This is a genomic window from Auritidibacter sp. NML100628, from assembly GCF_003185985.1.
In the GTDB taxonomy this organism is placed as follows: Bacteria; Actinomycetota; Actinomycetes; order Actinomycetales; family Micrococcaceae; genus Auritidibacter; species Auritidibacter ignavus.
In genome coordinates this window covers 1-13,448 of the sequence record NZ_QHLP01000025.1, presented here as the reverse complement: position 1 = coordinate 13,448, position 13,448 = coordinate 1, and the positions used below count along the sequence as shown (strand labels likewise).

The following is a 13,448-nucleotide window of genomic DNA, read 5'->3' as shown; positions in this document are numbered from 1 at the left end:
ACTCGTCGAAGGACAAGTCACCACGAACTGGAAACAGGCACTAGCCCAACTCGCGGCAGCCTACCCCGACCGAATGAACCCATACCTGTAAACCCAACCCCCGTACACAACAGAATTGACAACCTCCCGAATCAAGGGCAGCCCCCGCTATGCCCCTGAGCCGTCATATCAATGGCAAACACATGACGCGAATGAAACGTTGCAGGTCGACAATCCCTAAGGATCAAGAACACTACATGGCGCAGACATCGGACTACGAATCTTCGTCAACCTGACTCTGCTTCAGCGCGTAAGGACCTCCGCATCCAGCAGCCTTCGCAATCGAAGGTACTCGTGCGGAGGCCCCAACGCTACGCAGCTACGTGCTGTTAGAGATCTGCCGTCTGGGCCGATGACCATCAAAGAGGTACAAGGCGACACCCGTGACAATGCAGAGAAGGGCCAACGCCTGTAGACCAGAAACAACCTCATCGAACACTGCCACACCTAGTGCCAGTTGGACGACTGGAAGAATAAACTGCAACATTCCAAGCGTAGAAAGGGGCACGGAACGAGCATAATGCGACAATACGATCAACGGGACCAAAGTCACAAGACCACTCACGACCAGAAGGGACCATGTGGACCCACCGATACTATCTCCAGGAGTAAGTACTCCTGTAAGTAACAATACAATTGCTACCGGTGCGAGAATGGAAGACTCGGCAAACATACCGGGGACAGCGTCTATCTTCACCGTTTTCTTGATTGCACCATAGACGGAGAATGTCACAGCTATTCCAAACACCACGAGAAGGCCGATTCCCGAATGCCCCCAACCATAGACGAGGGCGCCGCCAGCTGTTAGAAGTATGGCGGCCCATTGCCATCCCGAGATGGACTCCCGAAAGAATATCGAGCCCAGCAGAACACTGAGAAGTGGGGCAACAAAGTACCCGAGGGCGGCATATGACACGAACCCGCCATTGACTGCCCAAATATAGATGCCCCAGTTTGCGGCAATAACGATTGACGAGAATATGAGACGAGCTGAGATCCCGGAGAATACTGGTCGAGTTTTGCCGGATCGCGAAGCTGTTATCGTTATTATGAGTAGCCAGATTCCGCTGAACACCGTGGCCCAGACGATTCTATGTGCGAGCACGTATGTGGAATTGACATTATCAAGTAGTTTCCAAAAGAGTGGGAGTAGCCCCCAGACGACATAGTTGAGCGCTACTGCACCTGTCGCTTTTCGTGGCATCCCTTAGATCACCGTAAACTTAAACCGCTTTGAACCTCTCCCTGCCGAGCTGATCTTCCCTGCCTCAATACCTCCGACTTCGGCGAGGTCACGTACGTGTGTCCCTCCGTCAATTTCGCGATCAATTCCGTCGATTTCAATGACTCGATAGTGAGATGAGTTAGTCATCGGCGCCCTGTTCTCAAGAAGCTTGACCAGCTCAGGAGACTTCTGCGCTTCCAAAGCAGGAATATAGTCGATTGAAACGCTCGCGCCCTGGGAAATGGCGCGGTTCGCCTCGGCGACAACCCGCTCGATGCCTGAGCGATCGATTTCGGGGCTGAAATCAATCCGTCCTCGTCCATCGGACATACCGCCTCCTGCTACACGTGCTCCGTACAGAGTCCACGCCAGGCCGACAAGGCAATGATAGGCCGTGTGTAGTCGCATGGCGTGATAGCGACGGTCCCAATTCAGCTCAAACTCCGCTTCATCAGGGTGAGTAGAGACAGTGTCGTTGAGCTGCACAAGGACCTGATCGTCGCGTATGCCTTCACACGTCACTGGGATAGAATCGTCGCCTAGTTTAAGCAATCCATGGTCTGGCACCTGTCCGCCACCTCCAGGATAGAAGGCACTCTTGGCGAGCGTAATTTCCGTCTCGCTGAGCCACTGGATAGGAGATGTCCAATTCTTTAGGTAAGAATCGTCTAGCTCTAGTCTCTTAGACATCCTTTCCTTCTTTCTCGTCGTCTCGTAGCCAACCAGTCACTTGTTTACGGGCGGAGTTCCAATGTGCGGTAATCAAGCGAGATGCGTCATCGATGTCATCGGAGAGTAGAGCATTTAGGATCTCTTCGTGTTCAGTGGAGCTCGTCTCGGGAGCAAGATCGTGCGTGAGGTACATTGTTATGTATCTCGATAGCGCGTTTCGGACATAGTCGGAAATCACGACCAAGTGCGGGTTGCCGGTCAGCGACACGATAGTCTCATGGAATTCTCGATCCGCAAGCCAATACTCGAATAGCCCGACGTCAATTCGTTCCTGAGATCTCCTGAAAGCCGTACGAAGCTGAGCTTTGTCGTAATCCTTACCAGCGAGGGAATGGACGGCCTGACGCTCGATACCAACAATGCAGTCATATAACCAGTTAGCGTCCCGACTGGAGGTATTAGCCACACGGAATCCCTTGAAGGTTCCCGTTACGAGTATCCCGGAATCGCTGAGCTTTAATAGAGCCTCACGTGCTGGTGTGCGGGAAACTCCAAACATCTCCGCAGCACCTTTCTCGGTGAGGGTGCTCCCAGGGGCTAGTTCACCAATGGATACAAGACGGATTATCTCGGAGGCCACTCTTTCTCGAAGTGACGGCTCTCGTTTGAGGATGCTATCCACGACGCAAACACCTTCTTCCACTATCGTTCTTTGCTTTTTGCGGCGAGTCTTTTAATGAAGGGAATCCCCAACTTGCGGAGGCTGAGCTTCACCTCTTCCGCTGGGGTTCTGTTCTTTGTTAAGTACAGTCTGCTGGGTTCCTTCGGTTGATGTCTGCGGACATCGTCCGGTACTTGTGCGTTTCTTGCGAACCGTCGAGTCGAAGGGAAGTGAAGTGACCGGATGAACCTTTCGAAGGAAATGAGTTCGCCCAAGCAGTAGGCATGCTCGACGCTTCGAGCCGTTGCAGCCGGCGTGCGTGAGTAGTCAAGGATTGTGCCATCGTCGACCTTCGGCGTGACTTCATGCAGTGTTGATCCCACAAGTAGTTCAAGGTCCCTTTCCGCTGCCTCGTGATAGTAGGCGTAGAAGTAGCAATGGTTGCCCCGATAGTTCGGAAGCCAACCGCCATGGATATTCAATACAGGTGGGCGGGCGTGATCTAGCAGTCGTTTAGGTACTACACCACACCCCTTGAAGACGATGTAGTCCAAGCGAGGCTCTGACGGGAGGGCGTAGTCGGGAGCGAGGGCCAGGTTGGCGAATACGCGCTGGTTGCTCGGTCTGCTCAGCTTGTCGTAGACGAAGAACTCCTTTGTTCGGATACTGGCGGTTCTCATCAGGACGCGCCTCGTACTGTGGTACCGCTGGGCAAAGCGGTTGCGGAGAGCCTTGATTGTTCTTGGTCGCCCGGAGACTTCGCGGCCATCAATGACTTCCTCAGCAAGATGCTCGGTCGCCTGCAGGCGATGGGAGAGGAACTCGTGGCTTGATTCCGTGCCCCTGACAAGACCAACCGGGCGCTTGTCGTGCTCTCGCGTCCAGTCGACGAGCGTGGTGCCTCCGGGGACGTCTTCGGTCACTGCCGTGGAGCTACCCCAGGTCACCCGATGAACGGCTTCACCTACGTGCCTAGAAGCCAAGACGCCAGTACTGCCCACACAGATCACGTGCCCGATTCTGTCTCGGAAGTCCCCATTGACAGGGGTACCTAGTTCCTGAAGACGATGCGGGTACACCTCGAGGTCGACGACACCCACGCTGTTCCACGCCTGTTCCAGCCCACCAGGCCGCGGCGCCCCATCTACCTGGCGAACCATGAACTCGATAGCGGCTCCGCGGAGAGGTTTGATATCAGCTGGTCTGTAGCCCGGCTCAGTGGCCAACCTGATGGTCTCGATGATGGGGTCGCAGTTCGTTGCGAGGCGAACTAGGTCAGGGATGCGGCCGCCAGCGAGCCGAGGATTAATTTCGATGACTTTGATGTGACCAGTACGAACGTCCCGAATGAGCTCAACATGCGCAGCACACCCATCGAGCTCCAACGCACTCATCGCCTGGGTCGCGGCGCGAGTAAGCTGATGTTGCAGATCCTCATCGTCCGATGCCGGGAACTCATGGCCGAGCTCGAGCCCCAGGCCGTTCGTGCGTTTAAGGCACACCCCAAGGCAGATGGAACCAAGGAACTCTGCAGAGTACTCCGCACCAGGCACTCGCTCTTCCAGCAGCATCTGGCCTGGGCTTGGCACGGAGGCAGGGAGGTCCTCCGGGGCACGGATGATCGAGACCTCCATGGAACCGGTCCCGCGTTGTGGTTTTGCGACGAGCCCATCGGGGCAACGACGAAGCGACTCCGCCCAGTCGACCTCCCCGGCGTCAGCGAACCATGGGTTCAGCGTTGTATCAGCCAGTGCCCTACGGGCCGCATACTTATCCCGCGCCGTCTCCACAGCGGCTGGATCAGGCCCCGGCAACCCCATCCTTCGCGCCAGGGCAGCAGCCGCAAAGGCTCCGGCATCGCTACTGCTAGTAACTCCCACGACTGTAGTTTGATCTATGCCATGGTCAACTAGGGTGGAGAGGATCACGTCCGGTGACGTTTTCTCCACCTCCACGACTTGGACCTCGGGAAACCCGATGGAGGAATACTTGGTCGAATCGACGGTAACAAGGATAGGAGTGAGTCCCAACGCGCGAGAGCGAGATACAAAGTCCGCTCCTGTTCCTGAGGTATTGCTTTCGATCAACAGCACATAACGAGGTGGTGTTGACGTCATCGGAGAAGTTCCTCGACTTCCTTTCGCAAATTCGCTGCAGACTTATCGACTCTGCCGCGGACCTTTTCGAGGGTGCTAGATAGCTCCTCGCGATATTCGCCCAGCCGGTTGCAAATCCTTCTCGTCTGTACAGCAGAAGGCCCAGCGCCAAACTCGGCCGGCTCAACCGCTTGACTGCTCTCGCCGACGCTCCGCGATGCGCTAGGCATCTGCATTTTCGTTCGCACACTGTTGTAGGCTTCTCTGAAGGCCACTCCATCGCGCATGACCGCTTGTTCGGCCTCGAAGGTGGCACCCACATTCCCTTGACGCATGACCTGCCGGGCGATGTCCATTTGAGGCACGGCGCCGTCGAGATGCCAGTCCACAAGCGTTGCGATTCCTCGATACCCTTCGACAGCAACTGAAAATCCGGAGATAGCCTCGGAAGACACTTCGATGGTGTTCGTGTACGGCGCGGACTTCATGGAGACGAGCGATTCCATGTGTGCTGCAATGATGCTGGCGCACCGCGCCTTGATGTTCTCTAGGACGAACGCGTTGCGTTTTTGCGGCATGATCGAACTCTGGCCCACAAGGTTGTCGGGAAAATATACAAGCCCTACGGCTCCCGATGACCAGAACTGCAAGTCGGCAGCCACGCGCGAGTACAGCGTTGACAGTTCGGCGAGCTGGCCGAGTACCAACGATGCTGCGGATCTGTCAGCGACCGCAGCAATGGAGCCTAGCGGCCCTTGTGTGTACCCCAAGAGGTGAGCTGTAATCTCAGGATCAATAGGGATGCTCGTTCCGTAGCCGGCACAAGCACCGAGAGGACAGCTGTCGAAGTAGCGTTCCATGGTCGCCACCTGCCGACCGATCAGCGCTACACTGACCCCCACGTTGGCCAGATATGCCCCGAAGGTTGAAGGCATAGCCGGTTGGGCGTGGGTGAATGCAGGAAAAGGCGCGTCAGCATACTCGTCGGCCTTTCGCTCTAGAACCTCGACGGTCTGTGCCGTTGTCTCTAGAATCTTCAGCCATGCTGAGCGCACCGACATAGAGCTTATGGTGGCATTTAGGTCGTTCCGTGAGCGGGCTGTGTGGAGCCGGCCCCCAACATCAGAACCCAGTTTGTCTATCAAGAACTCTTCGTATGCAACGAACGCACCACGGGGTGACGGGACGTGCAGGAGGGCCTCGAAGTCAGTCTCGCGTAGCTCGACGATGGTGCGTCCAAGCGCCCGAACCGCGTCACGTTGTACAAGCTGACGCTTGTCGAGCATCACAAGGTGCGCAAGATCAATTGAGGATTGGGACCGGTAATAAGATTGACGCGAGGCCGTGTCGGAGATTCCATAGACGATTTCTGTCAGTGCCTGATCAAGCATCGATGTGAAGCTCCTTTCGTGCCCAGTTGTGTTTGCACGTTGAGTGGACTTCTCCATCCGTGGCCCAGGGCACTTCAGCGAGCATCTTAATTAGCTCGTCATCCCCGCTATAGACCTCGGGGTAGCGGTCGCCTCGATCGGGGCAAACGAATATCACCGGCCCGTTCAGCTTCTGGCGTTCGCGCATGTCATCGATGGCCGCTAGGTATGCTGCGCCGCTGGTCGGTCCGGCATAGATGCCAGCGCGTGCGTGCAGAGCTCGTGTTGCCGCGACCGCATCCCGGTAGGTGACCCAGTAGACCTGGTCGATCATGGTGGTCTTGAGATTCTTGGGATGGAGGCTATTCCCCAGCCCTCGAAGTTCTCTGGGCGCGTCAGGCAGGCCAAAGAGAGTGCTGCCAGGCGTATCGACAGCGACAGCACGCACCGCGTCTTGTTTCTGACCATGGCTTCGAAGTGCAGTGGTCAGCCCACAGAGACTTCCCCCAGAACCCACAGGACCCACGATCGTTCCTACAGAGGGAAGACGCTGAGCAATCTCCTCGCCAATCTTGTGATATGACTCCGCATTCTTCGCATTGTCGTACTGATGAGGACAGAATGCTGATCCTTCATCGAGGAGGGCGTGGAGACGATCGAGGCGAGTCTTCTGGATGCCTTCTCCGGGCTTCGGTTCTACAATCTCCACCTGTGCACCCAGATCTTGGATCCTGCCCAGCAAGGGACCTCGGATAGCGTCGTCGCTGACGAGGATGAGGCGGAGGCCATAATGACGACACACGAGTGCAAGTCCAAGACCGAGAGTTCCAGAGGTCGTCTCAACGATCGTGGTATCGGAGCTGATGGTTCCGTCGTTCAAGGCTGAGGTGATGATATGTTCTGCCGGTGTCAGTTTCATCAACCCGAACGCCAGGGCATATAGGCCGTCATCGACTTTGACCAGATTGATGTCGCTATTATGTTCAATCGTGTTCGTTACTTGCTTCATCGCGTGGTGACTACCTCTTGACGATTCCTGTGGGGGTAAATCCTGTCAGGTCTGAGACCTCTCTTGATGCACCTTCCAGGCGTATATGCTGACGTGGGTGAGCAATCAGTCCAAGCACTGATCCCGTGTGCGCGATCTGCAGCCCGAGTTCGTGCTTCTCCAGTACCCCGACGAGATTTGGCCAGTGAGGTATCGGAAGGAAGTCCTGGTTGATGCAAGCACTCTCGGTGGTAGCCGCTTTGAGAAGATCAGTATTCCTCGTCTTCAGGGCCTTCTCGTAATTACGTACGGCATTTTCAAATCGCTGCACGTGATGCGCGGCATAATCAAAGACCACTTCCTCGGTTTCTACCGCTCCCATGGTCTCCGAGGCGTCGAATGTCGCCACCACGAAGTCCGGTAGCACGCCCGAGAACCGTCTCAGCGTCGTTGATTTGCGGGAAGCAAAGAGCAACTTTTCCGGAGTCGAGAACATCGTTGGGTCTGTCGCCCCCTCGACTTCATGGCATATCCGAGCGATCTCAGCGGCGCCGATCCGCAGATCGAGGGCATGGCCCACGCATCGCAGAGCGGAGATCATATCCGTGGTGGAAGAGCCCAATCCTCTTGAGACGGGGATGAAGCCGGTGAAGCTCAGTTCGACTCGCGCATCTTTGACTCCGAGTATGTCCATGACGGATGTGACCGCGGCGACAACTTTCGGCTTGTGGGGTGTGGTTGCAACCTCGATGCCGGTATGGGGCGTGACCTTCCCGTGCGCGCGGGAATGCCACCGCTTATCGGGCAGGGTAACAAGGGCCGTTTCAATGGACTCGTGCAGGCGCACAGGCCCTTGGAGCAACTCTCCGTGATGCCGTGAGGCGGTCGCTACTCCGAGGTCCGACTCAAGGGCACCTGCGTTCGGGAGTTCGATCGTCCGGGGCAGCGTCTGGAGGGCCGCTCCGAGTGTGCCAGGTGATGTCCTCATACGGTTCAGTATGGTGTATACACCATACTTTCGCAAGACGTATTACTTTGTGACGCCCGTGTGTTCACGGCTTCGTTGGAGCGTTGCGGGCCATCCCTGCAGGACATACCGCGATCGGAGTTCGCGCTGCCGATGGGGCCGCGGATGCGCATCCGGGGCGGCCCTTCCTGCCTCTGACTGTTGCCGGACCTTCTCGGTCTCATTGCAGGATGACGTAATGCCCAGCGCCAGAGCGGCGAGAAGTCATGCCGCACAACTGGGCATGAACCGGCACGAGCAAGGGCCTTATTGCTACACCTCAGGTACAAACCGTGAGTGCGCGCGGCCGAAGCTCCCCTCGGTCGCTATAACTAATGACTGTCGCCGCCCTTCGGCACGTCACGACGATTGAGGAGAAGAAAAGATCGAATCGCATCTGCTTGCTCGGAGCTCAGGGGTAAGAACCCCTGGCCGAGACAGCGACCTGCGTTTCGGAGACGGTCCAGCTCGGTAGCCTTGCGCCGGTCGACCACTGTGGGCTCCACTCCGCTGTCGGTGTTGTGGCTGATGCATGATCGTTCCGCGCGACCCGATCGTTCGTTGCTCATGTTCGTAGGTGCACTGCGATGGTCGGCACCCGGGATGAGCTCCCGCTATACGAGGGAATGATCTCGTACACTCAGCATATGGCGAAGCAAACCGTGTACCAGATCACCGACGACATCGACGGCCGTCACTACGAGATCGATCTCGGAGCGGACAATGCTGCGAAGTTCCGCGAGGTTCTGAAGCCGTATATTTCCGTGAGCAGGAAAGTCACTGGACCCGGACGTTCGCGTCAGTCACGCTCGAAGGGGCAGAAGCCTGGCCGCGGCCACAACATCCCCGCCGTGCGCACGTGGGCCCGCGAGAATGGTTTCACCGTCCCTGACCGAGGCCGGATCCCCTACGCGGTGCTGGACCCTTACGAAGCAGCACACTGAGCTGGACGGGAGCCTACTCACGATTCCCGAGTTCAGGCCACCTGCGCGATCGCGGAAAACCGTGAAGCATGACTTCTCAGCCCGTGCCGGAATCGACTATAGCGGTGTCGTCTAGCCGTTATCAGGTGCTGCGTCGACCTCGTCTGCGAGTGCGGTGAGAAAGGCGGAGACCTGCTCAGCCATGGCGATCTCACTCTCGCGGGAGACATCCGCAGCTTTGAGGTCGGCAGGAACCTCATTCTCGGCGACCAGGTGGGGAAGCTCTGCACTGAGGATCGCTGCCCGGCGAAGTGCACCGGCCGGGGAACCCGCTTGCTCTCAGGCGCGAATGATGCCCTCCCGGATCACATCCACCCCTTCGGCATCGAGTGCACCGATGCTGTCCAACCCCATATGCTGGGAGAACGCAGCTGGCGAGATTGCGTGCGATTTTCTCGTCTCGGGCCGTTGCGGAGTCCATGCCACCGACTCTGGCACACTCAACGCCCACCGGGTAGAGCACTGTCCCTGTTCACCTCCAGCGAGGTGGTATAGATCCTTGTCCTCATGCGGCTCAGTCTCTGCAGACAATTCCAAGGGGCAGGTCCCGGTCCACTCGTACTTGGCGGAAGCCAGCTATGTGAGCAAGGGTGCGAGATAACCACCTTCGATGTCGAGCAGGCCGGTGAGCAGGCGGGATGGGCGCCAGTCCTCGATGCGCTCTTCGGCGCTCTCCTGGGCGAGGAAGATATCGAAGTCGCGGAGCTGGTCGAGAACCGAGGCTCCGTGAATGAGCGCGCGCCCATGTGCCGGGTCCATGTGACTTAGTGCGATCTCGACTGCGGCGGCTCCCGCCTCCGACTCGACACGCTGACCGTCCTCGGACACGTATGCCTCGCAGATCAGTCGGCAGAGGTCGATCTCGACCGGGCCGAGTACCGCGAACTCGAAGTCCAGTAGAGCGATGATCTCACCACACCAGAGAGCATTCATCAGGGCGAGATCGCCATGATTTACGACCTGACGGGCCAGGGACGAGGCCTGGAAATACTCCTCGAGGATGTCACGGAGTCTCGCCTGTTGGGTGCTGGATACCCCCAGTGCGATACCGGCACTTTCAGCCGTTGTCATAGCGTTGTCGAGTGTTGCCGGAATGTAGCCTCCGTGTGAGGAGGCATCCGCCCTGAGCGACGGGGTCGCGTCATGCACTATCTTCGCTCGAGCCCACAGCTGACGGACCGCCTGCGACGAGACTCATAGAAAGTCCCCGCGTAGTAAGGGGTCGTGCCTCACAGAAAAATCCCCGCGAAATCTTTCTCCCGGGCCACCAGGCACGACGACGATGGGGTCATGGTCGACAAGGACGTATCTATGAGCAGCCGAATCGAGATCACGAAGAACTACGCCACCGCCTACACGCAAGCGCCGAAGAAACCTAAAGCCGCGATCCTCGATACCGTCACCGAACTCACCGGGTGGAACCGCGACCACGCCCGCCAGCAACTCACCCGCCGTACCCGGCAACCCAAAGGACGCGCGAAAGCCACAGTCGCGGTCATCGACAGGCCGAAGACGAAGGCCCGCAAATACTCCTACGACGCGGTCAAGATCTTGCCATACGTGTGCTCGATCGCCGGCGGCATCTGCGGTCAGTACCTCGCCGCAGCCATGGAAGGCCTGCTGGACTGCCTCGAAGCCCACCCACCTGATCCCGGGCAAAGGCCGCTACAACCACAGCGTGCGTGCCAAGCTGTTGGCGATGAGTCCGGCGACCATCGACCGGTACCTCAAACCAGTCCGTGACAAGGATCCCCTGCCTGGGAAGTCAGCGACGAAGCCCGGGAGCCTGCTGCGTAACTCCATCACCGTGCGCAAGGCCGGTGACGAAGTCGACGACGAACCCGGCTTCTTCGAAGTCGATACCCTCGCCCACTGCGGCCCGACTCTCAACGGCGAGTTCGCCCGCTGCGTGAACTACACCGACATGCACACCGGGTGGGTCTATACCCACCCGATGAAGAACAACGCCTCGACCCACGTCGTCGATGCCTGCACACAATTCGTCAATACTGTGCCCTACCTGGTGACCTGACTCGACTTCGACAACGGATCCGAGTTCATCAACCACAACCTCATCGACTGGGCCGCTGACCGCAAGATCTTCTTCACCCGGGCACGCCCGGATACGAAGAACGATCAGGCCACCATCGAGTCGAAGAACAACCACCTCATGCGCCGGTACGGGTTCTCCTACCGCTACGACACCGCGACCGAGCTACAGCTCCTCCAACGCCTGTGGCCGCTGGTCAACGACCGCCTGAACTTCTTCACTCCGAGGAAGAAACCGACCGGGTATTCCACCGATCGTGTCGGCCGGCCGCAAACGCGTCTACGACTCTGCGAAGACACCGTATCAACGATTGCTGGATTCCGGGATCCTCAACGCCCAGCAGAAACAAGAGCTTGAGAAGTACCGGGCAGGTCTGGATCCGGTCGGCCTGGCTGCCGAGATCGATCAGATCCAGCAACGGTTGATCAAGCTCGCCGCGACCAAGACCGCGAAGCTCGAGCGCGAGATCGAGAAGGCTCAGGCCCTACCGGATCCCGCGGGCATCAAAATCCACCACACCCGGGCCGGCTGAGACCCGGTTAGCGGGGGAAATATGTGTGAGGCACAGCCTGCAATTCCCGGGGATCTTGACATGAGGCACTCTGGGGCATCTAGGCCACGAGTTACGGACGGCCGTGTGCGCGAAGCGCACGTCGGCCGCGTGACATGCACGTGTCCACTGAGAAGAAGGGGCTCGCGCTATCGCGCGTGTTGGCCTCGGCAGTGCTGCCTGGCGAAGCGTGAAACGTAGCTTGACCTCGACCGACGCCGACTACAGACTCCATTGCCGCCGAGCTCATGATCAGTCTCTCGCTCCGAGTGTTGACCTGGCCGCGACGGCATAGTTTTTCATAGTGCCATGAACAGAAGCACATGGGCATACTTCGGCTCCTATAGCTTGTCCCTCCTGGGCAACGGCATCGCATCAATCGTCCTGCCTCTTTTGGTGCTCGCGCGAACCGGTGACATCCTCGCCGCCGGGATCGTGGCGAGCGTTACATCTGCAGTGAGCGCGGTGATTGGACTATTCGCCGGCGTGTTAATCGATCGCATCAATCGTCGAACGATCTCGATCATCAGTGATGTTATTTCTGCCAGTGCGGTTGTAGCGCTTCCGATTGTTGACGCAACCGTAGGACTAAATTTAGCTTGGTTCATCGGCTTGGCAGTGTTAGGAGCTTTTGGGGATGCGCCTGGAATGACTGCCAGAGAGGCACTTTTGCCGAAATTGGCTAAGTTGAATAATGAACGCCCAGACACACTTGATCGTCTTGTTGGAACACGCGAGGCTCTTTCTGGTGCGCTCATGTTGGCTGGTCCGGGTCTAGGTGGGTTACTGATTGCCGTTTTCGGCGTTGGATCCACGACTTTATTTGTAACTGCGGCTACGACCCTAACCGCTGCAGTTGCCTCATATGGAATCCAACATAGAGCAGGAGACCCTGACCCTCTGGAATGCGCGGACAAGCATCAGTACCGCTCTCCGATGGTTGCAGTTCTGTCTGAACTCGGTGTGGCTCTACGGTTCTTGTTCTCTCAGCGCCTTATTCTTGGCGCCACCGTGCTTACCGCTTTGTTTGTTGCCACCTCCGCTGCGCTGCAGACGAGCTTGCTACCTGCATTCTTCGCGGCTGAAGATCTTCCCGGGCTCACGGGGCTGGTCGTCGCATGCCTATCCGCCGGAAGCCTGGTCGGGGCCGGTATATACGCTGTGACTGTAGGAAAGATATCGCGACGGACCTGGTTTGTTGTCGGGATGATTGGGACTTTGGTGGGATACATCGGCCTAGGAGTAATGGCAACTCCTTGGCTCGTAATTACCGCCGCTGTGGTTATAGGCCTTGCTGGCGCGCCCGTTTCGGCCGTGATTGGAGTAGCGACAATTGAGGCTACGCCGGACCAAATGCGAGGTAGAGTGCTAAGCGCTCAGAATACTATTACGCTCGCGGCGCCAGCTGTATCGTCTGCCCCAATAGCTGCTGTCGCGAGCAACTGGGGGCTACCGGCGGCAGGGCTTTCTCTGGCAACTGTAATTGGTATCGTAGTTGCGGTTAGCATCGTAACGCCTGCGTTTAAGAACCTCGACAGTGTTCTGCCGAGCACCGACGCAGACGGCTAGTTGTAATTCCCCGCGAGGTTGTGAACGCGTTCAGCTGGGGTGAGACCGCCGATGCCGGTGTGGGGTCGGTGATGATTGTAGTAGTGCAACCAGTCGGGGTAGGTTGCGGCGCGGGCTTGATCACTGTAATAGGTTTGGGCATAGGCCCATTCCTGGGCCAGGGTGCGGTTGAAGCGTTCGACTTTGCCATTGGTTTGGGGTCGGTAGGGTTTGGTGAAGCGATGCTTGACGGTGTCCCC

General features: G+C 57.7%; 15 protein-coding genes. 5 read left to right on the top strand and 10 right to left on the bottom strand.

Annotation, left to right across the window (positions count from 1 at the left end; translation table 11 throughout):
• Positions 1–358: 358 nt before the first annotated feature.
• The 7 genes from rarD to DCC24_RS11655 all read right to left on the bottom strand — a co-directional run bounded on the left by rarD (position 359) and on the right by DCC24_RS11655 (position 7,898).
• On the bottom strand, positions 359–1,243 hold the full coding sequence (gene rarD / locus DCC24_RS11685) for an EamA family transporter RarD (RefSeq protein ID WP_110100076.1): 885 nt from the start codon (positions 1,241–1,243) through the stop codon (positions 359–361).
• Positions 1,244–1,246: 3 nt separating this feature from the next.
• Positions 1,247–1,831, bottom strand: coding sequence for an alanyl-tRNA editing protein (locus tag DCC24_RS11680; RefSeq protein ID WP_158524684.1), 585 nt, complete (start codon positions 1,829–1,831; stop codon positions 1,247–1,249).
• 115 nt (positions 1,832–1,946) lie between these two features.
• Complete coding sequence (locus DCC24_RS11675) at positions 1,947–2,576, bottom strand: GntR family transcriptional regulator (RefSeq protein WP_158524683.1); 630 nt, start codon at positions 2,574–2,576, stop codon at positions 1,947–1,949.
• A gap of 62 nt (positions 2,577–2,638) precedes the next feature.
• A complete protein-coding gene (locus tag DCC24_RS11670; RefSeq protein ID WP_158524682.1) occupies positions 2,639–4,552 on the bottom strand; it encodes an ATP-grasp domain-containing protein in 1,914 nt (637 codons plus the stop codon).
• Positions 4,553–4,710: 158 nt separating this feature from the next.
• Positions 4,711–6,084, bottom strand: coding sequence for a lyase family protein (locus DCC24_RS11665; RefSeq protein ID WP_158524681.1), 1,374 nt, complete (start codon positions 6,082–6,084; stop codon positions 4,711–4,713).
• On the bottom strand, positions 6,077–7,072 hold the full coding sequence (locus tag DCC24_RS11660) for a pyridoxal-phosphate dependent enzyme (protein WP_110100071.1): 996 nt from the start codon (positions 7,070–7,072) through the stop codon (positions 6,077–6,079). The genes DCC24_RS11665 and DCC24_RS11660 overlap by 8 nt, the downstream gene beginning before the upstream one ends.
• Positions 7,073–7,082: 10 nt before the next feature.
• On the bottom strand, positions 7,083–7,898 hold the full coding sequence (locus DCC24_RS11655) for a hypothetical protein (protein WP_158524680.1): 816 nt from the start codon (positions 7,896–7,898) through the stop codon (positions 7,083–7,085).
• An 806-nt stretch (positions 7,899–8,704) separates the two neighbouring features.
• On the opposite strand from DCC24_RS11655, the gene DCC24_RS11650 reads away from it, so the two are divergent.
• A complete protein-coding gene (locus tag DCC24_RS11650) occupies positions 8,705–9,001 on the top strand; it encodes an Lsr2 family protein (RefSeq protein ID WP_110100077.1) in 297 nt (98 codons plus the stop codon).
• Between the two features lie 318 nt (positions 9,002–9,319).
• Here DCC24_RS11650 and DCC24_RS12120 read toward each other — a convergent pair whose 3' ends face one another.
• Both DCC24_RS12120 and DCC24_RS11645 read right to left on the bottom strand, forming a co-directional pair.
• Entirely contained in the window at positions 9,320–9,466 is a 147-nt protein-coding gene (locus DCC24_RS12120) for a hypothetical protein (protein ID WP_233492090.1), read from the bottom strand.
• 150 nt (positions 9,467–9,616) lie between these two features.
• The gene (locus DCC24_RS11645) at positions 9,617–10,111 is read right to left on the bottom strand and encodes a phosphotransferase (RefSeq protein ID WP_199446283.1); all 495 of its coding nucleotides are present in this window, start codon (positions 10,109–10,111) and stop codon (positions 9,617–9,619) included.
• Between the two features lie 240 nt (positions 10,112–10,351).
• On the opposite strand from DCC24_RS11645, the gene DCC24_RS12445 reads away from it, so the two are divergent.
• The 4 genes from DCC24_RS12445 to DCC24_RS11635 all read left to right on the top strand — a co-directional run bounded on the left by DCC24_RS12445 (position 10,352) and on the right by DCC24_RS11635 (position 13,209).
• Positions 10,352–10,783 carry a hypothetical protein gene (locus DCC24_RS12445; RefSeq protein ID WP_233492089.1) on the top strand — a complete coding sequence of 144 codons (432 nt, stop codon included), beginning with the start codon at positions 10,352–10,354 and terminating at the stop codon, positions 10,781–10,783.
• Positions 10,740–11,072 carry a hypothetical protein gene (locus DCC24_RS12440; RefSeq protein WP_233492088.1) on the top strand — a complete coding sequence of 111 codons (333 nt, stop codon included), beginning with the start codon at positions 10,740–10,742 and terminating at the stop codon, positions 11,070–11,072. The genes DCC24_RS12445 and DCC24_RS12440 overlap by 44 nt, the downstream gene beginning before the upstream one ends.
• 274 nt (positions 11,073–11,346) lie before the next feature.
• Positions 11,347–11,622, top strand: coding sequence for a hypothetical protein (locus DCC24_RS12435; RefSeq protein ID WP_233492087.1), 276 nt, complete (start codon positions 11,347–11,349; stop codon positions 11,620–11,622).
• Between the two features lie 327 nt (positions 11,623–11,949).
• Positions 11,950–13,209 carry an MFS transporter gene (locus DCC24_RS11635; protein ID WP_110100068.1) on the top strand — a complete coding sequence of 420 codons (1,260 nt, stop codon included), beginning with the start codon at positions 11,950–11,952 and terminating at the stop codon, positions 13,207–13,209.
• Here DCC24_RS11635 and DCC24_RS11630 read toward each other — a convergent pair.
• Positions 13,206–13,448: integrase core domain-containing protein (locus tag DCC24_RS11630; RefSeq protein WP_146206328.1), on the bottom strand; the 243-nt coding region annotated here is incomplete at its 5' end. The two genes, DCC24_RS11635 and DCC24_RS11630, sit on opposite strands and share 4 nt — an antisense overlap.